The sequence below is a fragment of the Rahnella sikkimica genome, assembly GCF_002951615.1.
Taxonomy (GTDB): Bacteria; Pseudomonadota; Gammaproteobacteria; order Enterobacterales; family Enterobacteriaceae; genus Rahnella; species Rahnella sikkimica.
Genome location: NZ_CP019062.1, coordinates 1,113,745 through 1,133,215, shown reverse-complemented (window position 1 = coordinate 1,133,215; position 19,471 = coordinate 1,113,745). Strand labels below are relative to the sequence as shown.

Here is a 19,471-nt window from a genome sequence, read left to right as displayed (position 1 = left end):
GTTTCCTATCCTTTATTTATTTTTTGGCAAGCCAGTGTGTAATGGGGAACCGAATGACAGGCCGTCTTTAGCCGAAACAGAAAGCCGTACATTGCGGAGCTTCAAGAGAACCCGTAGTGCAGAGATGACAAAAATAAGGGCCAGCGCCGCCAGCAGTGCTGGCAACATGTACGCCCAAAAACGGTAAGAATCCTGATAAATTTGCCTCTGTTGCAGCGCGTTCGAGACGTTCTGCTGGTATGCAACGCTCGTCTGCCAGTTGCAGTCAGACGCCGCCGCCGTCGGATGACGCGCCGTGACGGTGCGCGGGGATTGCAGGCCGCTGCCCGAAAGCGTGATCACTTCGTCGGCCTGTCCGCTGGCCGCCAGCAATACGCCCTGCGCCACGGAAACCTGAACGGTGCAGTGAATTGTCCACGCCGCCTGATACGGTCCCGGATGCTGCGCCGGATCCAGCCCGATGGGTACGCGGTTGCCGTAAAGCGCCACCACCTGATCGAGATCCAGAATCCCCGGCGCGTCCGGCGGCGAATAGGTACTTTTAACCGTCCATTCGTCCGTCGGCACACCGGCCTGGCTGCCCGCCGCTGACGCATCCGCAGGCAGGTTTATCGCCGTGGCACTGCCGCTGGCGGTTTTTACACTCAGCTGATAACCGTTTCCGGCCACCGGCTGAAGCTGTAACTGCCCTGCCGCGTTTTGCGCGTCATTCCCGACCAGCGGCGCGGTATCGGGCACCTGAAGCGTATAGGAGGGATAAAACAGGAACAGCGAAACCGCCGCCAGCGCCATCACGGCGGCAGACGCCAGCAAGGCGCGGGCGGTAACTTTTGGCGCAGGACGACGGTTTGCGGGCCAGTAAATCATCACCGTGACAATGGCGATGTAGAGCACCCAGCCGAAGGTTTCGATGAGGTTCGGATCGGCAGGAATACCGAGAACGCCGGTGATCAGCGCGGAACGAACCGTGCCCGGCGGCACAAGCCATGACAAATCGGCAACGCGCTGCTGCCCGATGTTAAGCCAGCCCGCTTCGTGCGCGGTCATCAGTGAGGTAATGATCAGTCCACCGGCGACGAAAATCAGGAACAGGCCGGTGAAGCGGAAGAAGCGCGAGAGGTTGATGCGGATGCCGCCGTAATAAATCCCGCAGCCGATAAATACCGCCACCAGCAGGCCGATCACTGCCCCGACGGCAGCCCAGGCCGCCGACTGCGCCACCGAGAAAGTGGCCAGCAGGAAGACGCTGGTTTCGAAACCTTCTTTAAGCACGGCCAGAAATGCCATGCTCGCCAGCGCCCAGGCACTTGACTGGCTGATCGCCTGCGCGGCCTCGCTTTCCAGCGCTTTCTTCATGTTGTGAGCGTGGGTGTTCATCCACAAAATCATGCCGGTAACGAAGAAGACGGCGACGCCGCCAATGACCGACTCCATCCCTTCCTGGCCCGCCTGCGGCAGCGCGCGTTCGGTCAGATCCAGCGCCACGCCGACCACCACAGAAAGCACCACGGCAAGCACCACGCCGACCCACATCGCGGTCAGGCTCTTGCCATTTTTCCGGAGAAACGCCGCAATAATTCCGACGATAAGCGCGGCTTCTAAACCTTCACGAAGTCCGATAATAAAAGTGGCAAGCAAAGCGGTCACTCCAAGGCAACAAGAAGCATTATCAATTATTAATGATAATTGATATCAGTTGGTGGAGGGGGAAGGAAGAAATCGAGTATGAGGATTTGCAACAGAGTGATGTAAAAATAAGAATAAGGTGTAAAGAGTGCTTTATTTGTAACCAAATAAAAACCGTGCAGGTAAAATTTCAAAATGAGGGTAGCGGCGCAGAAAATTATCGTTCACATTCCGGCCAAAATCACGCCTGACTGCGCCGTTTGAGGCTGATGATTTGCCGCACGGATTCACGCACACTGATGGTGCGGAAGATATCGCGCATCATCGACACATCCGCCATTAACCCGCGCAGCCAGCCCATTTTGGCGGCTTTGTACGGGCTGATTACGCCCTGCCAGCTCACCACCTGGACGCGAAATCCGGTGGCGATCCATAGCCGGTTTATCCAGACTTCCAGCCCGAAATGCGGAAGCGCCCGGATCTCGTCCAGCCGCGTTGCCAGCAGGTCGCGCGCAAATACCCGCTCGCCGGAGATATAATCCAGCCCGATACACCGCCAGATCCACGGGCTGTTGCGCCTGAGGCTGATCGTGACGTCAGCCTGATTCTGACTCACCGGCTGAATCAACCGCGTGATATCGCACGCATTCAGCCCCACCAGATCGGCATCCAGCATCAGCAGATGGCTGCCCGTTGCCGCCGCAATGCCTTCTGCCACCGCGTGACTTTTGCCCTGATTCTTCGCCAGCCTGACCACGCGAACGCCCTTTTGCCGCGCCACGTATGCGGTGTTATCCGTGGAACCGTCGTCCACCACGATAATCTCGCATAGCAGAGGATGATTGCGCACGGCGTCCAGCACGCTGCCGATTCGCAACGCTTCGTTGTGAGCCGGAATAATGCAGCTTACGGTGATCATTCTTTTGGCCTCAGCCACATCACACCGACGGCGACCAGCACGATCAACGCCCCCAGAGAGACGTACAGGATCCAGTTGTTCACCTGCGCGATGATGTCGCCAAACATCCAGCCAATCGCCAGCAAAAACAGGCTTTTGGGAATGGCGGCGATGATGTTGTAGAAGAAAAACGGGATGAGCGGCATACGCGCCATGCCAGCGCCGGTCAGCACCAGGGCACCGGCGGAATGGGTCAGTTTGGCTAACACCAGCAACCGGCCGCCTTTATGCTCAAAACTGCGCACCATTTTTTCCAGTCTGGGCTGTGTCAGCCCGAGGCGCGCCAGCCAGTTGGGCGGTTGTCCGGCAGGCCCGATCACCCAGCGCCCGAGCGAATAAAAAAGAATATCGCCGAGCACTTCGCCCGCCATTACCACGGTCAAAACCGTGGCTAAACTGAAGTAATTCAGACGAACAAAGTAGCCCGCAAGCACCGTCACCACCGGGCCTTCGATAATCGCCAGCGGTGTCAGAAACAGTAATCCGTGCGCTTTAATCAGTGATTCAAGGGTTTCAAGAGCAAACATAGGGTCCTTATTTTCCCGGCGAGTGGCTCACAGGCGCGGGGTGTTTTTCAACTAACAGAGTTTTCTCACCTGAGAGGTTTCCGCGCCAGGAGAAACCGCGCCCGGCCCAGCACCATAACCACAATGCGGGCAGCAGAATATCGCGCAGACACATCGCCAGAATATCCCTCAGCTGATGCGGCCAGCCAAGCGCTTTTGCCAGCGCCCATTCACCGCCGAACCATAATGCAAAAAGCGCGAACGGTGCGATCAGCGGCAAATCACCGCTGGCGGTCAGCCAGAGGACGGCTGCCAGCGCAGGCAGGCAACCCATCATAATTTCAGGCACGAACAACCAGAAGAAACCGTCCCGGCGGATACGCGCCCAGCGCAGCTGCCTGCTCCAGACCGCATCCAGACTGCGATGCCCGACGGGTTGTGCAAAAGGCCGCGCCGGTAAACGCACCTTCAGCCCGGCGCGGCGCACCAGTTTGGTGGAAGCCACGTCTTCGGCGAGTTCATTCCCCAGCGCCGCCAGACCGCCGCCATTATCAAGCACCTCGCGCCGCCAGCACAGCGTTTTCCCCTGCGCAAATCCGTTGCCGAGAAAATCAGACAGATACTGCCAGCGCGCCTGATGCGTGTTCAGCATGGCGGCTTCCACCGCGCCCCACAAATTCTCCGGGCGGATGCCGATGGCCGGTGAACTCACCAGCCCGGTGTCACCGTCAAAGGTGTTCGCCAGCGAGCGCAGATAATCCGGCGGTAAAAGCAGGTTGCTGTCCGCCATCGCCACCACATTGGCGGTGGTGTTTTCCCACGCTTTGTTGAGATTGTTCACTTTCGGATTCGCCGATATTTTGTCGTCGCCGGTCAGCAAACGTGCACGCTGATGCGGATATTCTGCAATCAGCTTTTCCACCAGCGGGATCACCGGATCAAAGCGCGATGCCACGCAGAACACAATTTCGTAATCGGGGTAATTCTGATGAAAGCTTGAACGCAGCGTTTCCTCTTCAAAAGCGTTAAGCCCGCACAGCGGCCTGATCAGTGCGATAAATTCTGCGGTTTCCTGTGTTTCATTCCGCTTCTCACGACGGCGCAACCGCCAGTACGCGATCGCCAGAGAGGTGAATTGCAGCATGATAAGAAAACTGCCAAAGGTGGCGATGATTGCGGTGCTTAAAGCCATGATGATGCCCCTTCATTATGATGCTCTGGCGAGACGCGCTCCCCGAATTCCTGTGGCTGCGGAGCGTGATGTTGCCCGACGTTGAGCATGACGAACTGCCCCTGTGAGTCTTCCGCAATCGCACTCATGTTTTGCACCCAGTCGCCGCAGTTGGCGTAAAGCACTTCCTGCCGCTGCTGCAACACGGGGCGATGTAAATGACCGCAAATAATGCCGTCGTATCCACCGCCGAGCGCCAGACGGGTCAGCCGGTTTTCCATCACCCGCAGCGCCTGAAGGGCAAACAGATCGGTGGCGCGGATAAAGGGCAGGATCAGCAAACGCAAGACCGGCGTTTCGCAGGCTCGCCGGTACAGCCGGGACGCCAGCGAACCTTGCAACAGCCCGTCAATACCGCTGCCCAGCCGCGAAAACGTGTATGACCGCAGCGGCCAGAAATCACAGCAGTCGCCGTGCGTAACCAGATAACGTTTACCTTGCGGGGTGTCGTGGACCACCGAGCGGTAGCCGGGCATCAGTGCATTCAGAACAGACTGGGCGGGATGGAGCGTTTCACCGTGCGGGTCATGGTTTCCCGGCAGGTTAATCACCCGGACGCCCTGCCTCGCCCGTTCACACAATAAATCGATGACGAGGTCGTGGCCCGGCGTCCAGTGAACCGCCCGCCGGTGCCAGATATCAAACGTGTCACCGACCAGATAAATATGGTCGGCTTCATGGTTTTTGAGGAAAGTCAGGAGTTTTTCAGCTTCACATCTTCGGGAGCCAAGATGGAGGTCGGAGAGGAAAAGGCTGCGGAAACGCGTTGGTGTGCTGGCAAGTTCATATCGTGTCATCACATACTCCGGTCAGTATTCCAGATTTCCGGTCTTCAACATCGTCAGAAAAAAGGCAAAACGATAATGAGGTAATACTTATCCTAGAGGTGTTTCGTTAAGGTTTTCTTAAAGCGGGAATTTGTACGGCGGGGAGTTAATTATTCATCGTAAGGAAATGTTTTTATTGCCGGTCACTCGGATTTTTCTTAATGGCGTCGATAAACTGAAATATTTCCGCAGTAATCTGTTCATCTTTATCGTGACCGGATCTGCCAACATGGAACGCTCAGGCTATTTGCAAAGACAATTTACGCCCAGCTCCCGTTCTTTAACTGCCCGGGAATTGTGTATTGATGTCCCGTTTGTCACCCCGGAAAGTGACAATATGAAAGTGATGGAATTATTCACCCAGCACCCTGCGCTGATCAGCCTCCCCGTCGTCGAAGATAGCCGCCCGTTCGGGCTGATCAACCGTCATATTTTTCTTTCCCAGATGACCCGCCCTTATTTTCGTGAGCTGTATGACCGTAAAAGCTGTATTGCGTTTATGGACAAACATCCGCTGGTGATTGATTCCGACAGTACGCTCGATGAACTGGCGCAAAAAATGGTGGAGTCCGGCGACCGCTCGGTCACTGACGGGTTTATTCTCACCGCCGGCGGCCATTACATCGGCATGGGTCTGGGGATCGACGTCATCAAAACGGTATCGAACGTCCAGACGCAACAACATCAGCAAATCATGCAAAGTATTGAATACGCACGCGTGATCCAGGAGTCGATGCTCAACAAGTCGCATAACACGCTGGCGACGCAGCTCAAAGACTGGAGTCTGGTGTGGCAGCCGCGAGATGTAGTGGGTGGCGATTTCTATGCGTTTCATGAAACAGACGGCGGCTGGCTGCTGTTTGTCGCTGACTGTACCGGTCACGGCGTGCCGGGCGCGTTCATGACGGTGATCCTGTCGTCGGCGCTGGATAAATCCTTGCAGCAATGCCCGGCCAACCGCCCGGATTTACTGCTCGGTCACGTGAATCATTTCATCAAGCAAACGCTCGGGCAGTCCGAACGGTCGAACCAAACGTCCACGTCGAACGACGGTTGCGATGCAATGGCGGCATTTATCGACCCGCGTGAAGCGAAGATGATCTGGTCCGGCGCGCGTCTTTCCGGGTTTCTGTTACCGGCTGAAAGCGAAGAAGCGGTGGCGCTCAGTGCTGACCGGATGGGCGTGGGGTATACCGAAACGCCCGCGGACTATCGCTGGACGCTGCATGAAACCCCGCTGAATCCGCAGGATCTACTGTTTATTTATACCGATGGCCTGACCGATCAGGTGGGTGGCGACCGCAACATTATGTTCGGGAAGAAAAAGGTGAAAACGTTGCTTGAACAGCACCGTTCAGCACCGGTACCCGAACTGTCGGCAGCAATGATGCAGGCCTATCTTGACTGGCAAGGCCATCAGCAACGCCGCGATGATATGACCTTTTTAGGTTTTCGTTATTGTGGCCTCCGGGGCCAGCAACTGTAGAGTTTATTTATGACAAGCGAACCCGTTTTCACCGGACCGTTCAGTGCGCCGCATTATGACGTGGTGGCATTGCAGTACACCGGATTCTTCTCGCAGAACAATATTACTGCGATGGGCGAAGTGATCCGTTTGTATCTGGAACAGCATGAGACCTCGTCCAGCACGCGCCGTAAGCTGTTTTCCACCTTTATAGAGATGGTGCAAAACATCCTGCGTTACTCCTCCGACAGCCGGGCGCTGGCGCGTGCTGACGACGAAATGCGCTTCGGCTCCGTCACGCTGGGCATCGATAATGGCCGGTATGTGTGCGAAAGCACCAATCTGATCCGCCCGGAAGACATTGTGCGGCTGCGCGACTATCTGGAAACAATCAGAACCATGAGCGCCGATGAAATCAAACTCACTTATAAAGCGTCGCTGCGTGCGGAAAGTCCGGCGTGGAGCAAAGGGGCGAATATTGGCCTGCTCACTCTCGCCCGCGATGCCAGTGAACCGCTGGAATTTACTTTTTGTCAGGTGGAAGCCTCTGAACTGTCCACTTTTCATCTGAAAGCCATAATCTAAAAAAAGAGCGCATCACTATGAATAATATCAGCATCCCTGCGACTTCCTGCACGCCGGAAGTTGAATTTGATTTTGATGGCCGAACCTTGTCTCTGGCCGGTGAGTCTTATCCGGAGAATGCGGCAGCCTTTTATCGTCCGCTGATCACCGCGCTGGAAAGCTTTGTCGCGCCGCCTTCTCTGCACGCGGATCCTTCGCTGACACTGCACGTTGCGCTGAGTTATTTCAACAGCTCCAGCACCAAAATGCTTTTCAGCCTGCTGAGTGCACTTAACAGCGGTGCCGTCGCTGCGACGCTGCACTGGTATTACGACCCTGAGGACGATATTTCAGAAGAATTTGGCCAGGAACTGAGCCTTGATTTCCCCGCCATCGCCTTCCACCTCCATGCGGAAAGCTATTATGACGAGCTTAGATGAGTTATTTACGGCAGAAAGCGCCATCCTGCAAGACAACCGCGAACTGGCCGAGACGCAAGGGCTGGAGGCGGAAGTTTATCGCGACGCGCTGATCAAACTGACCGCGCATTATCAGAAGATCATGAATGAATCTTACCGGCTGATAAGGCGCAGCGATCGCGCCGAACGGGATCTGAACCAGCTCAATGAACGGCTGGCATATGAGGCCACGCACGACCCGCTGACTCAGGTCTTTAACCGCAGCGCCATCATTGATCAGATAACGAAAGCCCTGAACACCGGAGAAGCCGGGCTGATTTTGCTCGATATTGATCATTTTAAGGCGATTAACGATCAGTACGGGCATCCGGCGGGCGATGCGGTGATTTGCGGGTTGATCCGGCGCATCGAACAATCCGTGCCGGATTTAGGCAGTATCGGACGCGTCGGCGGCGAGGAGTTCACCATCCTGCTGCCCCGTTACACCAAAGCCCAGTCGGTGATTGTCGCCGGGTATATTCATGCGCTGCTCAACGCGTCACCGCTGGATTTACTGCCCAATCAGCTGGTGACGGCAAGTCTGGGCGTAAGCTGGGGAAAGCAGAACAGCAGCTTTGATACGTTGTACAACGACGCCGATACCGCTATGTATGAAGCGAAAAGACGCGGCAGAAACCGGGTGCATTGCGGATAGTCAGGCTGTAAACATCAATGTGATCGGGTTCAACGTTAATAATTAGCCATGAAACAATTTTTTGTCGCTGAATTAACGGATGAATAGCACAGGTGAATAACACAGGCGGGCAACACGGAGAAATACCACAGCGGGATAATCATCAAAGAATATTCATTCCGCCTTGTAATAATCACGTTCCTTGTCTATTACTTAAACCACGTGATAAACCGCTGTTTTTGAACCGGCTTATCACTTAACAGGGTAATTATTGACAGGCTTATTTTGCCGGGTTTCCGGTATTCATCCTTCTGAGGCAAAAAATGAAAATATCTCACGCATTGTTGGCAGTGGCTTTAACCGGTGGTTTTTCCTTTAGCGCATTTTCAGCTCAGCTTTTGAAGAAAACAGATTTTGAAAAAGTCGCGTCCCAATATACAAAAGTCGGTTCCGTCACCACGTCGAATAAAACATCCCAGTCTGGCGCACTTGAAGACTTATCCAAGAAAGCGGATAAAAAAGGCGGCGATGTATTTGTATTAACCTCCGGGAATACCAATAATAAAATCCACGGTACCGCTGACGTGTATAAGAAAAAATAAGCAGCTCATGTGATCGTAAAAAAACCACGTCAAGGCGTGGTTTTTTTATGCTGAAAATACGGTCTAAAAAGGCCGGATGACCGCTAATACCCCGATGACGATCACGCAGATTGCGATGATCCCGGCCGCATTGCGCAGTAACGCGAAATTCTTTGTTGGCTGGCCGGTGGCGCGTTTGCGTAAATCCCCGGAGAGCAAACCGTGCAGCGCGGAAAGGAAGAACACCACGAGGATTTTAATCAGCAACCACGCATGCGGGATCTGACCGTGGCTGACAATCATCACAATCCCGGCGATCCACAGCACAATCATCGCGGGGCTGGTGACGCAGCGGTTCCATTGGCGAACCGTGTCGAGTAACGCCGCTTTGCCTGCGTTGTCCTGCATTCCGGCGGTTTTAGAAAACGTAATGGAAACCAGCGCCATCGCCAGCATTCCGCCGATCCACAATATGCCTGCAATGATGTGCAGGGCATTCAGCCACTCATGAAGCATGTTTTATTCCTTCTAAAGTTAACGACAATGCGGTACGCCGGACAACTTCAACCTGCTGTCTCTTCACGGCTTTTACCGGATTATGGCCTTTTCCCCTGATAAAGGCACGGGTAATGTCTCCGCGTTTCAGAACGCCGGGCTTTCTGTTTTCTTTCTTTTTGGAAACTGAGTAGGTAGACTGGTCTACCCACATAATGACAAGCAAAGATGAGCGACGATATGTCACAACCTGAAACGCCACCGGAAAGCGCCCGCGACCGCCTGCTTGGTGCCGCACGCGTCCTGTTTTACAACGACGGCATCGCCGCCACGGGCATTGACGCCATCGTGAAAAGAGCGGGCGTGGCGAAAAAAAGCCTCTACAACAATTTTGAATCCAAAGCGGAACTGGTTGCGACGTACATCACCGTCCGCCACGACGAATGGCTGGCGTTGTATGCACGTCGCGAGCAGGAAGCGTCAGGCCCGAAGGAAAAAGTACTGGCGGTATTCCGCGCGTATGACGACCACGCAGAATTCGCCTACGAGCGCGGATTCCGTGGCTGCGGGCTGCTGAACGCTGCCGCCGAACTCCCCGCCGGTGCGCCCGGCAGGCACGCGGTGCGCGGCCACAAAGAACAGGTGGAATCCATTGTGACCGCCCATCTGCTGGCGCTGTTTACCGGCGATGAAGCGAAGGCGCGATTACTGGCGCGGCATTTTTCATTCCTGCTCGAAGGGGCGATTTCCCGCGCCGGGCTGGAAGGCAATGGCGCCTGCGTGCGTCAGGCGATGGCGATGGCTGAAGCCATGATGGAGGCACCGTGACGAGCACCCCCGCTGAACGGTTACTCGGTATTCTGGCCGTGGTTTTTGCCTCAGTACTGTGGGGCTCGACGGGCACGGCGGCGACGTTCGCCCCGCAGGTCAGCCCGCTGGCGATTGGTGCTGTGGCAATGGGCATCGGCGGCCTTTTGCAGGCGGGAATCGCCGCACGCGGCATTCTCAGATACCGCCGGGCGTTGTCTTTGCACTGGCGAATTTTACTCACCGGCGGCCTGTCCGTCGGCATCTATCCGCTGGCTTTTTATGCCTCGATGCACCTTGCGGGCGTGACGGTGGGCACGGTGATTTCCATCGGTTCCGCCCCGCTGCTTTCTGCGCTGATTGAATACTGGCTTGAGGGCCAGCGTCTGACCCGCCGCTGGATGACGGGCGCGGCCATCGGCGTCGCCGGAATGGTGTTGTTATGTCTGGCGGAAAGCAGCTCGCACGCCCTTTCCGGCCAGCAGCCGCACGCGCTTGCGGGTATGGCGCTCGGACTGGTAGCCGGGCTGACTTACGCGCTTTACGCGTGGGCGGCGCGTCAGCTCATGCAGCGCGGTGTACCTTCGCGTGTGTCGATGGGCGCAACGTTCGGCCTCGGCGGTCTGATGCTGATGCCGGTGTTATTCGTGACCGGCGCGCCGTTGCTGGCGTCGTGGAATAACGCCGCGGTCGGCGCTTACATGGCGCTGATCCCGATGTTTACCGGTTATGTGTGTTTCGGTTACGCGCTGGCACGCATTCCTGCCAGCCTGGCGACCACCATCACGCTGCTTGAACCTGCGGTGGCGGCGGTTCTGGCCGTGCTGATTGTCGGCGAACGTTTACCTGCGATGGGCTGGACCGGCATCGGGCTGGTCGTCGCCTGCCTGATTTTCATCACCGTACCGCTGAGAAGAAGGCCGGTGCTGACATCGGCCTGAACGAAGAATGGCCCTTTGCAGAGCCATTTTTTTGCAAAAATAACAGATACTTATACCGCCGCAGGGGCTTCCAGCGAGGCCATATCAATCACAAAACGGTAGCGAACATCCGCTTTTTCCATACGTTCGAATGCCGCGTTGATTTCATCCATACGGATCATCTCGCAGTCCGGAAGGATGTTTTTCTCGGCGCAGAAATCGAGCATTTCCTGCGTTTCACGGATCCCGCCGATTGGCGAACCCGCCACGCGGCGACGCCCCAGCAGAAGCGGTACAGTATTGAACTCTTCCATCGGCCCGACCTGCCCGACCAGTACCAGCGTCGCGTCAACATCCAGCAACGACATATACGGCGTGATGTCGTGTTTGACCGGCACGGTATCGATAATCAAATCGAAATTATCGTGTGCCTGCGCCATGGCATCGCTGTCTGCGCTGACCAGCAAACGGCTCGCGCCCAGCGCCAGTGCGTCGGCTTCTTTGGCATTGGAACGGCTCAGTACGGTGACATCCGCGCCCAGCCCGACGGCCAGTTTAACGGCCATATGGCCCAGCCCGCCCAAACCAATCACGCCCACGCGGCTGCCCGGCCCGACATTCCAGGTTTTCAGCGGCGACCAGGTGGTGATACCGGCGCACAGCAGCGGCGCGGCTTTGGAGAGATCTAACCCTTCCGGCATACGCAGGCAAAATTCCTCGCGCACTACTAAATGCTTGGAATATCCGCCTTGCGTCGGCTCTTTGGTGAAACGGTCGTAACCTGCGTACGTGCCGGTATTTCCTTCGCGGCACAGCTGTTCTTCGCCCTTTTTACACTGGTCACATTCCTGACAACTGTCCACCAGACAACCGACGGCCACGTGGTCGCCCACTTTGTAGCGGGAAACCTGATTGCCCACCTGCGTCACGCGCCCGACGATTTCATGGCCGGGAACAATCGGATAATAGCTCCAGCCCCAGTCATTGCGGGCGGTATGCAAATCAGAATGGCAGACGCCGCAGTACAAAATTTCCATTGCGACATCATTTTCACGCAGGCCGCGACGTTCAAATGCGTAAGGTGCCAGCGGTTTCTTCGGATCGTACGCTGCAAATCCAACAGTTTTCATCGGTAAACTCCTGAGTTGATAGTGACCCCTTTACTATAGAATTTACCCTCAAAGCCACAAGCCACAGTTCTCCTGAATCCTTGCCTGATTCTGTTCACTTTTCGTTTTTAATCTGCCAGCTCGCCGCCCAAACTGGCCCGACAGACCGAGAACGTTTCGGTTTTCACTCGTCGTGAGGCTGGATCGAGAATATTTCGGTTTCGCGTCTTATTTACTGCGCGCTACCTTCCCTACGGGCTTCGAGCCTTACGGTCTCGAACCCTCAGTCAGCAAAATTTCTGATAGCGGCCTGAGGCTTTTTCACCCTATTACAGTGGTTTGGTTTGCTCCTCCCCCTGCGAAGGGGAGGTCGGGAGGGGGTTTAGCAGGCAACTGAGTCGCTAAAACCAACACCCCATCCCGGCCCTCCCCTCGTGAGAGGTGAAGGAGAAAACCAACAATCAGCCTGCATCTATCTTCCGAAACCCGAGTGAAGGGAACCGCGCAGCGGCGGGATTTTGCGGCACTAACCGGCGTTGCTGAAACAGTGCCAGCGAGCGGTAGCGCGCAGTGAAAGAGCCGGAGATTCTTAAGAGGCGCGGCGATAGGCGCCTCTTAAGGCCAGTTTGGGTGGCAACCCAAGGTCTTGTGGAGTTGGGTGGCCACCCAAGATTTTAGCCCATCTGGCCGGCAAACCTCACGACACCCGTTGTGCTTTCAGCCTTTCCTGTAAGAAATCGAGAAACACGCGGGTGACTTCGCTGCGCTGGCGGTGCTGCGGATAGAGCGCGTGCAGGCTCAGCGAGCCGGGCTGGAAAGCGTCAAGGATTTGTACCAGAGATCCATTTTCGAGCGCAGGGCCGACGATAAATTCAGGCAGCAAAACAATGCCCAGCCCGGAAATAGCGGCATCGCGCAGCACTTCGCCATTGTTGCTCAGCACCGGCCCGCGCACGTCGAAAATCCTCAGTTTGCCGTGCCGTTCCAGCTCCCAGCCGTTTTGCCCTTCGCGGCCATAACGCAGGCAATCGTGCTGGAGTAAATCATCCGGCGTTTCCGGCGTGCCGCGCCGTTCGAGATAACCGGGGCTGCAACAGATAACGCGTTTAAGCTGCCCAAGACGGCGCGCCACCAGCGAGGAATCCGCCAGATTGCCAATACGGATGGCGATATCAAAGCCTTCGCCAACCAGATCGACATACCTGTCCACCAGTTCCACCTGAAACTGAATCGCCGGGTTTTGCTGCAAGAACTCCGCAATCAGCGGCGACAGATGGCTGATGCCGAATGACATCGGAATACTGATGCGGTACGAACCCTGCAACGCCTGCCGTTTAGGTGAAACCGCCCTTTCGGCTTCTTCGATATCATCGAGAATGCGCTGCGCATGTTGCGCAAAAAGCTGGCCGGATTCGGTCACCGACAGTTTGCGCGTATTGCGGTTGAGCAGCCTGACGCTCAGCGAAGCTTCCAGCGCGGCCATCCGGCGGCTGACGTACTGTTTGGACAGCAACAACTGTTCCGCCGCGGCGGTGAAATTCCCGGCTTTTACTACCGCCACAAAAATACGGAGATCTTCAATCTGCATGTCAGTTTCGCCCTGAGGAATACACCCGGTTATTGTCAACTAAAGTGTGACAGTGATAGTCAATCCACCTCATTGTTGAGCAAATTAGTTTACGTGTATTCTCTGTTCATCGGAAGCGCAAGCGCACTTCCCCCCCTGACAACACTGAGGAGTACACCATGATCGAACAACGTCTCTCTGAACAACGCGGCTTAGGTGACCACGGCTGGTTGCATTCCCGTCACACATTCTCTTTCGCCAATTACTGGGATCCAAAACAGGTCGGTTTCTCAGACCTGCTGGTGATTAACGATGACCAGGTTGCGCCGGGTCGCGGCTTCGGGGCGCACCCGCACAGCAACATGGAAATCATCTCGTATGTGCTCGAAGGCGCGCTGGAACATAAAGATTCAATGGGCACCGGTTCCGTGATTGTTCCCGGCGATGTTCAGCTGATGAGCGCAGGCAGCGGCGTGACGCACAGTGAGTTCAACCACTCCGGCGAAGAAAACGTGCATTTCCTGCAAATCTGGATTGTGCCGTCAGAAAATGGCACCCCACCGGGATACCAGCAGGTGTCCGTCGCAGAAGCGGAAAAACGCGGGAAATTCCGCCTGATTGTTTCACCTTCTGGCACAGACGGTTCGCTGACAGTACGTCAGGACATGAAAATTTACGCCGGTTTCTTCGACGGTGCAGAACAGGCGACGTTTGCCCTCGATGCGGATCGTTATGCTTACATCCACGTCGCCCGCGGCAGCATCAAAGTGAACGGTGTCGAATTCAGAACCGGCGATGGCGCACGCGTCCGCAATGAAGATAGCATCACCTTTACCGACGGCGATCAGGCGGAAGTGCTGCTGTTTGATTTGCGTCCGGTTGAAGTGAATCATCCGTCGCGCTGATACGGCGTAATGCCTGAGTAAAGTACGCTAAAGCTGAAGCCTGTGGTCTTCCCCGCAAAGGAAGATCGCAGGCTTTTTTTGGCACCGGTATTAGGTGCGCAGAAGTCACTGCCAGACACATTCATGGGCGATATAATTGCGATGCCAAATGTAATATATTAAGATGAATGTAACGATATGTATGACACATATGGAATATTTCTCAGGAGAGAACATGAAGAAGTCACTGTTTGTTCTGGCAGCCGCCCTCACTATCAGCGCATGTAGCAGCCAGACCGGCGTGAAGCAAACTGATTTGCAGCATCACCGTTTCGAGTTGCTGAGTGTGGATGGCCAGACGGTGCCGGCCGCGCAGGGCCGTATTCCGGAAATTGAGTTCGGCTCAAACCTGCATGTTTCCGGTCAGATGTGTAACCGCTTTATGGGTCAGGGCAATCTGGAAAATAACGTGCTGACGGTGAAAGGCCTGGCCTCAACCATGATGCTGTGTCCGGACGAGAACCTGAACAAATGGGATCACGTGATCAGCGACGTGCTGAACAACGGCGCGGCCGTTTCTCTGAATGAAAACAAGATGGTCCTGAAACAGGGTAAACATACGCTGGTTTACCGCCTAAAAGACCGGATGTAATGATAAAAACGCCAGACTCTCGTTTGGCGTTTCTTTTACGCTTTGCAAAGCCCCTGCATCAGCGAGGCTTCAGAGCACTGACGCCCGTTCGCCATCGAACACATGCCGACGCGGCTGCCATCGAGCTGTGGCGCTAATCTGAGTTGCCCGCCCGCCATTGAACAGGCTGCATACGCCGGGCTGTCCATGTTGACGGTACGCTGTCCGACATTCACGCTGTTGCCTTTTTGGGGAACGTCAGCGGAATCGTCATGGCTGCTGCAAGCGGCCAACACCAGCACACCGGCGGCCAGTAACACGCGAAACGCAGTGATCATCTGTCCTGCTCCTGAATGATTTAGGGTAAAGCGGGGAATTTTTTAGAACGGTCATCATATCCGACGTTTTTCGCCTGCGTCGAGCCCTGCTGCAAAAGAACATCAACTTTTTCCTAAAAATCGCGGTTTTATTCATAAAACGAAACACTTTATTCCGCCATTGCCGCCAAATCATTCACCTGACTAATAAAAACCCATGCACACAATCAGGATAAATTGATTATTCCGCCCTCTGCTAAGCTTTTATGATTATTGCCGGTGAAAATTACTGTTTTCCGGCCTGTTTGTGAGCAAAGCAAAGGGTATTCCATGATCACCACTGACGGTAATAACGCAGTCGCTTCCGTGGCTTATCGCACCAACGAAGTCATTGCCATCTACCCGATTACCCCCAGTTCTACCATGGCTGAAATTGCCGGGGCCTGGTCTGGCGAAGGGAAGAAGAATTTGTGGGGCGATGTCCCGACGGTAATGGAAATGCAGTCTGAGGCCGGTGCGATTTCCACCGTGCACGGCGCATTGCAGACCGGCGCGCTGTCGACCTCTTTCACCTCGTCGCAGGGTCTGTTGCTGATGATCCCGGTGCTGTACAAACTGGCCGGTCAGCTGACGCCGTTTGTTCTGCACGTTGCAGCGCGTACCGTCGCGACGCACGCGTTGTCCATTTTCGGCGATCATTCCGACGTCATGGCCGTGCGCCAGACCGGTTGCGCCCTGCTCTCTGCCGCCAGCGTGCAGGAAGCGCAGGATTTCGCGCTGATTGCCCAGGTCGCCAGCCTGAACAGCCGCGTGCCGTTTATTCATTTCTTCGACGGTTTCCGTACCTCGCATGAAATCAATAAAATCGCACCGCTGAGCGATGACACGCTCCAGCAAATGCTGCCGCAGGTGCAGATTGACGCACACCGCGCCCGCGCCTTGTCACCGGATCACCCGGTGATCCGTGGCACGTCCGCCAACCCGGACACCTATTTCCAGTCCCGCGAAGCCACCAACCCGTATTACAACGCCACCTGCCAGCATGTTATAGACGCGATGAATGCGTTCGCCGCCCTTACCGGCCGTGAATATAAGCCGTTTGAATACGTCGGCGATCCGCAGGCACAGCGCGTGATCGTCCTGATGGGCTCCGGGATCGGCACCGCCGAAGAAGTCATCGAAACCCTGAATGCGCGCGGCGAGAAAGTCGGCGTGCTGAAAGTGCGTTTATACCGTCCGTTCAGCGCTGAACATTTGCTGGCCGTGCTGCCGCAAACCGTGAAAAGCATTGCGGTGCTGGATCGCACCAAAGAGCCGGGCGCGCTGGCCGAACCGCTGTATCTCGACATCATGACCGCGCTGGCCGAAGCCTATAACCGCGGCGAGCGCGATTCGCTGCCGAAAGTGATCGGCGGCCGTTACGGATTATCGTCAAAAGAGTTCGGGCCGGACTGCGTACTGTCGGTGTTCCGCGAACTGGCACTCAGCAAACCGCGTCCGCGCTTTACCGTCGGCATTTATGACGACGTCACCGGGCTTTCCCTGCCGGTGGTTGAAGAAGAGTTACCTGAGCGCGCCTCACTCGAAGCCCTGTTCTACGGGCTGGGCAGCGACGGTTCGGTCTCCGCGACCAAGAACAACATCAAGATCATCGGTAACAGCACGCCGATGTATGCGCAGGGGTATTTCGTTTACGACTCCAAAAAGGCCGGTGGCCTGACCGTTTCGCATCTGCGCGTCAGCGAAAAGCCGATCAAATCGGCGTATCTGGTCACTCAGGCGCATTTCGTTGCCTGTCACCAGTGGCAGTTTATCGACCTGTATCAGATGGCAGAACGTCTGCGTCATGGCGGGATTTTCCTGCTCAACACGCCGTTCAGCGCCGATGAAGTCTGGGCGCGTTTACCGCTGGAAGTGCAGGCCACGCTGATCCAGCGCGAAGCCCGTTTCTACGTGATTAATGCGGCGAAAATTGCCCGTGAATGCAAACTCGGTGCGCGCATTAACACCGTCATGCAGATGGCGTTCTTCCACCTGACGCAGATCCTGCCGGGTGATGAAGCGCTGAAAGAATTGCAGGGCGCGATTGCCCGCAGTTACAGCAGCAAAGGCGAAGACGTGGTCACGCGCAACTGGATGGCGCTGGCCGCCACGCTGGAAGATCTGGTTGCCGTGCCGTTGCAGGCCATTCCGGATAATCCGCGCAAACGTCCGCCGATTGTTTCGGACGCCGCACCGGATTTCGTCAAAACCGTCACCGCCACCATGCTGGCCGGGCTTGGCGACGCCCTGCCGGTTTCCGCCTTCCCGCCGGATGGCACCTGGCCGACCGGCACCACGCAGTGGGAAAAACGCAACATTGCTGAAGAAGTGCCGATCTGGAAGCCGGATCTGTGTACGCAGTGTAACCACTGCGTCGCCGCCTGCCCGCACTCGGCTATTCGCGCCAAAGTGGTTCAGCCGGACGCCATGGAAAACGCCCCTGCCGCGCTGCAATCGCTGGACGTTAAATCCCGCGACATGCGCGGCCAGAAATACGTGTTGCAGGTCGCGCCCGAAGACTGCACCGGGTGTAATTTGTGCGTGGAAGTCTGCCCGGCGAAAGACCGTCAGGATCCGTCCATCAAAGCTATAAACATGGCCGACCGCATCGGGCATCTGGAAGAAGAACGCGCCAACTATGACTTCTTCCTTAAGCTGCCGGAAATCGATAGAACCACGCTCGAACGAATTGATATCCGCACCTCGCAGCTGATTACGCCGTTGTTTGAGTATTCCGGTGCCTGTTCCGGTTGTGGCGAAACGCCTTACATCAAACTGCTGACACAGCTGTACGGCGACCGTTTGCTGATTGCCAACGCCACCGGCTGTTCGTCCATTTACGGCGGGAATTTGCCGTCAACGCCGTACACCACCAACGCCGATGGCCGCGGTCCGGCGTGGGCGAACTCCCTGTTTGAAGACAACGCCGAGTTCGGGCTGGGCTTCCGTCTGACGGTCGACCAGCACCGCCGCCGCGTGCTGCGTCTGGTGGAATCGCTGGAACCGCATATTCCGGCCGATGTGCTGGGCGGCCTGCGCGATGAAACGTCCACGCCGGAAGTTAAACGTGAGCATGTGACCGCGCTGCGTAAAATTCTGGCCGACATTGATACGCCGGACGCACGCCAGCTGGCGACCGACGCGGATTATCTGGTGGATAAATCCATCTGGCTGATTGGCGGCGACGGCTGGGCGTATGACATTGGTTTCGGCGGGCTGGATCACGTCCTGAGCCTGACGGAAAACGTCAACGTGCTGGTGCTCGATACCCAGTGTTATTCCAACACCGGCGGGCAGCAGTCGAAAGCCACGCCGCTGGGTGCGGTCACCAAATTCGCCGAACAGGGCAAGCGCAAATCGCGTAAAGATTTGGGTGTAAGCATGATGATGTACGGTCATGTGTATGTGGCGCAGATCTCCCTCGGCGCGCAGCTCAACCAGACGGTGAAAGCCATTCAGGAAGCCGAAGCTTATCCGGGGCCGTCGCTTGTCATCGCGTACAGCCCGTGCGAAGAACACGGCTACGATCTGGCGCTCAGCCATGATCAGATGAAGCAGCTGACCACCACCGGTTTCTGGCCGCTGTACCGGTTTGATCCGCGTCGTGTGGAAGAAGGCAAACCGGCGCTGGCGCTCGATTCAAGGCCGCCTTCCAGCGGACTGACCGATACGCTCAACAATGAGCAGCGGTTCAGAAGGCTCAATGCGCAACAACCGGAAGTGGCGGCGCAGTTATATGCGGCGGCAGAGAAGGAATTGCAGCAGAAATATGACTTTCTGGCGCTGCTGGCGGGGAAGAAGAGCGAGTCTGAGTCTTAAGTCTGGGGTCTTTAAAATCAAGGTCGTGGG

General features: G+C 56.0%; 19 protein-coding genes. 10 read left to right on the top strand and 9 right to left on the bottom strand.

Annotated elements, in window-relative coordinates; all coding sequences use genetic code 11:
• Positions 1–12 precede the first annotated feature (12 nt).
• The 5 genes from efeU to BV494_RS05220 form a co-directional block, all read right to left on the bottom strand.
• Positions 13–1,647, bottom strand: coding sequence for an iron uptake transporter permease EfeU (gene efeU / locus BV494_RS05245; protein WP_226790034.1), 1,635 nt, complete (start codon positions 1,645–1,647; stop codon positions 13–15).
• A 220-nt stretch (positions 1,648–1,867) separates the two neighbouring features.
• Positions 1,868–2,545 carry a glycosyltransferase family 2 protein gene (locus BV494_RS05235; RefSeq protein ID WP_104921892.1) on the bottom strand — a complete coding sequence of 226 codons (678 nt, stop codon included), beginning with the start codon at positions 2,543–2,545 and terminating at the stop codon, positions 1,868–1,870.
• Positions 2,542–3,111: a DedA family protein gene (locus BV494_RS05230; protein ID WP_104921891.1), complete on the bottom strand. Its 570-nt coding sequence runs from the start codon at positions 3,109–3,111 to the stop codon at positions 2,542–2,544. Before BV494_RS05230 ends, BV494_RS05235 begins: the two co-directional genes overlap by 4 nt.
• 7 nt (positions 3,112–3,118) lie before the next feature.
• Positions 3,119–4,282 carry a ceramide glucosyltransferase gene (locus BV494_RS05225; RefSeq protein WP_104921890.1) on the bottom strand — a complete coding sequence of 388 codons (1,164 nt, stop codon included), beginning with the start codon at positions 4,280–4,282 and terminating at the stop codon, positions 3,119–3,121.
• Positions 4,273–5,118 carry a UDP-2,3-diacylglucosamine diphosphatase gene (locus tag BV494_RS05220; protein ID WP_104921889.1) on the bottom strand — a complete coding sequence of 282 codons (846 nt, stop codon included), beginning with the start codon at positions 5,116–5,118 and terminating at the stop codon, positions 4,273–4,275. The genes BV494_RS05225 and BV494_RS05220 overlap by 10 nt, the downstream gene beginning before the upstream one ends.
• Positions 5,119–5,377: 259 nt before the next feature.
• On the opposite strand from BV494_RS05220, the gene BV494_RS05215 reads away from it, so the two are divergent.
• The 5 genes from BV494_RS05215 to yahO all read left to right on the top strand — a co-directional run bounded on the left by BV494_RS05215 (position 5,378) and on the right by yahO (position 8,871).
• On the top strand, positions 5,378–6,634 hold the full coding sequence (locus tag BV494_RS05215) for a SpoIIE family protein phosphatase (protein WP_104924711.1): 1,257 nt from the start codon (positions 5,378–5,380) through the stop codon (positions 6,632–6,634).
• Positions 6,635–6,643: 9 nt separating this feature from the next.
• Positions 6,644–7,198: a SiaB family protein kinase gene (locus tag BV494_RS05210; protein ID WP_104921888.1), complete on the top strand. Its 555-nt coding sequence runs from the start codon at positions 6,644–6,646 to the stop codon at positions 7,196–7,198.
• A gap of 17 nt (positions 7,199–7,215) precedes the next feature.
• Positions 7,216–7,617 (top strand): DUF1987 domain-containing protein, encoded by a 402-nt coding sequence (locus BV494_RS05205; RefSeq protein WP_104921887.1) that lies wholly within the window; start codon positions 7,216–7,218, stop codon positions 7,615–7,617.
• The gene (locus BV494_RS05200) at positions 7,601–8,290 is read left to right on the top strand and encodes a GGDEF domain-containing protein (RefSeq protein WP_104921886.1); all 690 of its coding nucleotides are present in this window, start codon (positions 7,601–7,603) and stop codon (positions 8,288–8,290) included. The genes BV494_RS05205 and BV494_RS05200 overlap by 17 nt, the downstream gene beginning before the upstream one ends.
• A 302-nt stretch (positions 8,291–8,592) precedes the next feature.
• The gene (gene yahO / locus BV494_RS05195; RefSeq protein ID WP_104921885.1) at positions 8,593–8,871 is read left to right on the top strand and encodes a DUF1471 family periplasmic protein YahO; all 279 of its coding nucleotides are present in this window, start codon (positions 8,593–8,595) and stop codon (positions 8,869–8,871) included.
• A gap of 63 nt (positions 8,872–8,934) precedes the next feature.
• Here yahO and BV494_RS05190 read toward each other — a convergent pair whose 3' ends face one another.
• A complete protein-coding gene (locus BV494_RS05190; RefSeq protein WP_104921884.1) occupies positions 8,935–9,366 on the bottom strand; it encodes a CopD family protein in 432 nt (143 codons plus the stop codon).
• 219 nt (positions 9,367–9,585) lie between these two features.
• Between BV494_RS05190 and BV494_RS05185 the strand changes: the two genes are divergently transcribed.
• Positions 9,586–10,173, top strand: coding sequence for a TetR/AcrR family transcriptional regulator (locus tag BV494_RS05185; RefSeq protein ID WP_104924710.1), 588 nt, complete (start codon positions 9,586–9,588; stop codon positions 10,171–10,173).
• Positions 10,170–11,093 carry a DMT family transporter gene (locus tag BV494_RS05180; RefSeq protein ID WP_104921883.1) on the top strand — a complete coding sequence of 308 codons (924 nt, stop codon included), beginning with the start codon at positions 10,170–10,172 and terminating at the stop codon, positions 11,091–11,093. The genes BV494_RS05185 and BV494_RS05180 overlap by 4 nt, the downstream gene beginning before the upstream one ends.
• A gap of 50 nt (positions 11,094–11,143) precedes the next feature.
• On the opposite strand, the gene BV494_RS05175 is transcribed toward BV494_RS05180, so the two are convergent.
• Both BV494_RS05175 and BV494_RS05170 read right to left on the bottom strand, forming a co-directional pair.
• Entirely contained in the window at positions 11,144–12,202 is a 1,059-nt protein-coding gene (locus tag BV494_RS05175; protein ID WP_104921882.1) for an NAD(P)-dependent alcohol dehydrogenase, read from the bottom strand.
• Between the two features lie 676 nt (positions 12,203–12,878).
• Positions 12,879–13,769 carry a LysR family transcriptional regulator gene (locus BV494_RS05170; protein WP_104921881.1) on the bottom strand — a complete coding sequence of 297 codons (891 nt, stop codon included), beginning with the start codon at positions 13,767–13,769 and terminating at the stop codon, positions 12,879–12,881.
• A gap of 158 nt (positions 13,770–13,927) precedes the next feature.
• Here BV494_RS05170 and BV494_RS05165 point away from each other — a divergent pair, with 158 nt between their 5' ends.
• Positions 13,928–14,653: a pirin family protein gene (locus BV494_RS05165; protein ID WP_104921880.1), complete on the top strand. Its 726-nt coding sequence runs from the start codon at positions 13,928–13,930 to the stop codon at positions 14,651–14,653.
• 214 nt (positions 14,654–14,867) lie between these two features.
• Entirely contained in the window at positions 14,868–15,284 is a 417-nt protein-coding gene (locus tag BV494_RS05160) for an META domain-containing protein (protein WP_104921879.1), read from the top strand.
• Between the two features lie 35 nt (positions 15,285–15,319).
• Here BV494_RS05160 and BV494_RS05155 read toward each other — a convergent pair whose 3' ends face one another.
• On the bottom strand, positions 15,320–15,601 hold the full coding sequence (locus BV494_RS05155) for a putative hemolysin (RefSeq protein WP_104921878.1): 282 nt from the start codon (positions 15,599–15,601) through the stop codon (positions 15,320–15,322).
• A gap of 309 nt (positions 15,602–15,910) precedes the next feature.
• On the opposite strand from BV494_RS05155, the gene nifJ reads away from it, so the two are divergent.
• Positions 15,911–19,441 (top strand): pyruvate:ferredoxin (flavodoxin) oxidoreductase, encoded by a 3,531-nt coding sequence (gene nifJ, locus BV494_RS05150; RefSeq protein ID WP_104921877.1) that lies wholly within the window; start codon positions 15,911–15,913, stop codon positions 19,439–19,441.
• Positions 19,442–19,471: the final 30 nt, after the last annotated feature.

Coding starts and splice junctions, on each gene's coding strand:
- BV494_RS05235 (WP_104921892.1), bottom strand. CDS start 2,545: ATGATCACCGTAAGCTGCATTATTCCGGCTCACAACGAAGCGTTGCGA.
- BV494_RS05230 (WP_104921891.1), bottom strand. CDS start 3,111: ATGTTTGCTCTTGAAACCCTTGAATCACTGATTAAAGCGCACGGATTA.
- BV494_RS05225 (WP_104921890.1), bottom strand. CDS start 4,282: ATGGCTTTAAGCACCGCAATCATCGCCACCTTTGGCAGTTTTCTTATC.
- BV494_RS05220 (WP_104921889.1), bottom strand. CDS start 5,118: ATGACACGATATGAACTTGCCAGCACACCAACGCGTTTCCGCAGCCTT.
- BV494_RS05215 (WP_104924711.1), top strand. CDS start 5,378: ATGGAACGCTCAGGCTATTTGCAAAGACAATTTACGCCCAGCTCCCGT.
- BV494_RS05210 (WP_104921888.1), top strand. CDS start 6,644: ATGACAAGCGAACCCGTTTTCACCGGACCGTTCAGTGCGCCGCATTAT.
- BV494_RS05205 (WP_104921887.1), top strand. CDS start 7,216: ATGAATAATATCAGCATCCCTGCGACTTCCTGCACGCCGGAAGTTGAA.
- BV494_RS05200 (WP_104921886.1), top strand. CDS start 7,601: ATGACGAGCTTAGATGAGTTATTTACGGCAGAAAGCGCCATCCTGCAA.
- yahO (WP_104921885.1), top strand. CDS start 8,593: ATGAAAATATCTCACGCATTGTTGGCAGTGGCTTTAACCGGTGGTTTT.
- BV494_RS05190 (WP_104921884.1), bottom strand. CDS start 9,366: ATGCTTCATGAGTGGCTGAATGCCCTGCACATCATTGCAGGCATATTG.
- BV494_RS05185 (WP_104924710.1), top strand. CDS start 9,586: ATGTCACAACCTGAAACGCCACCGGAAAGCGCCCGCGACCGCCTGCTT.
- BV494_RS05175 (WP_104921882.1), bottom strand. CDS start 12,202: ATGAAAACTGTTGGATTTGCAGCGTACGATCCGAAGAAACCGCTGGCA.
- BV494_RS05170 (WP_104921881.1), bottom strand. CDS start 13,769: ATGCAGATTGAAGATCTCCGTATTTTTGTGGCGGTAGTAAAAGCCGGG.
- BV494_RS05165 (WP_104921880.1), top strand. CDS start 13,928: ATGATCGAACAACGTCTCTCTGAACAACGCGGCTTAGGTGACCACGGC.
- BV494_RS05160 (WP_104921879.1), top strand. CDS start 14,868: ATGAAGAAGTCACTGTTTGTTCTGGCAGCCGCCCTCACTATCAGCGCA.
- BV494_RS05155 (WP_104921878.1), bottom strand. CDS start 15,601: ATGATCACTGCGTTTCGCGTGTTACTGGCCGCCGGTGTGCTGGTGTTG.
- nifJ (WP_104921877.1), top strand. CDS start 15,911: ATGATCACCACTGACGGTAATAACGCAGTCGCTTCCGTGGCTTATCGC.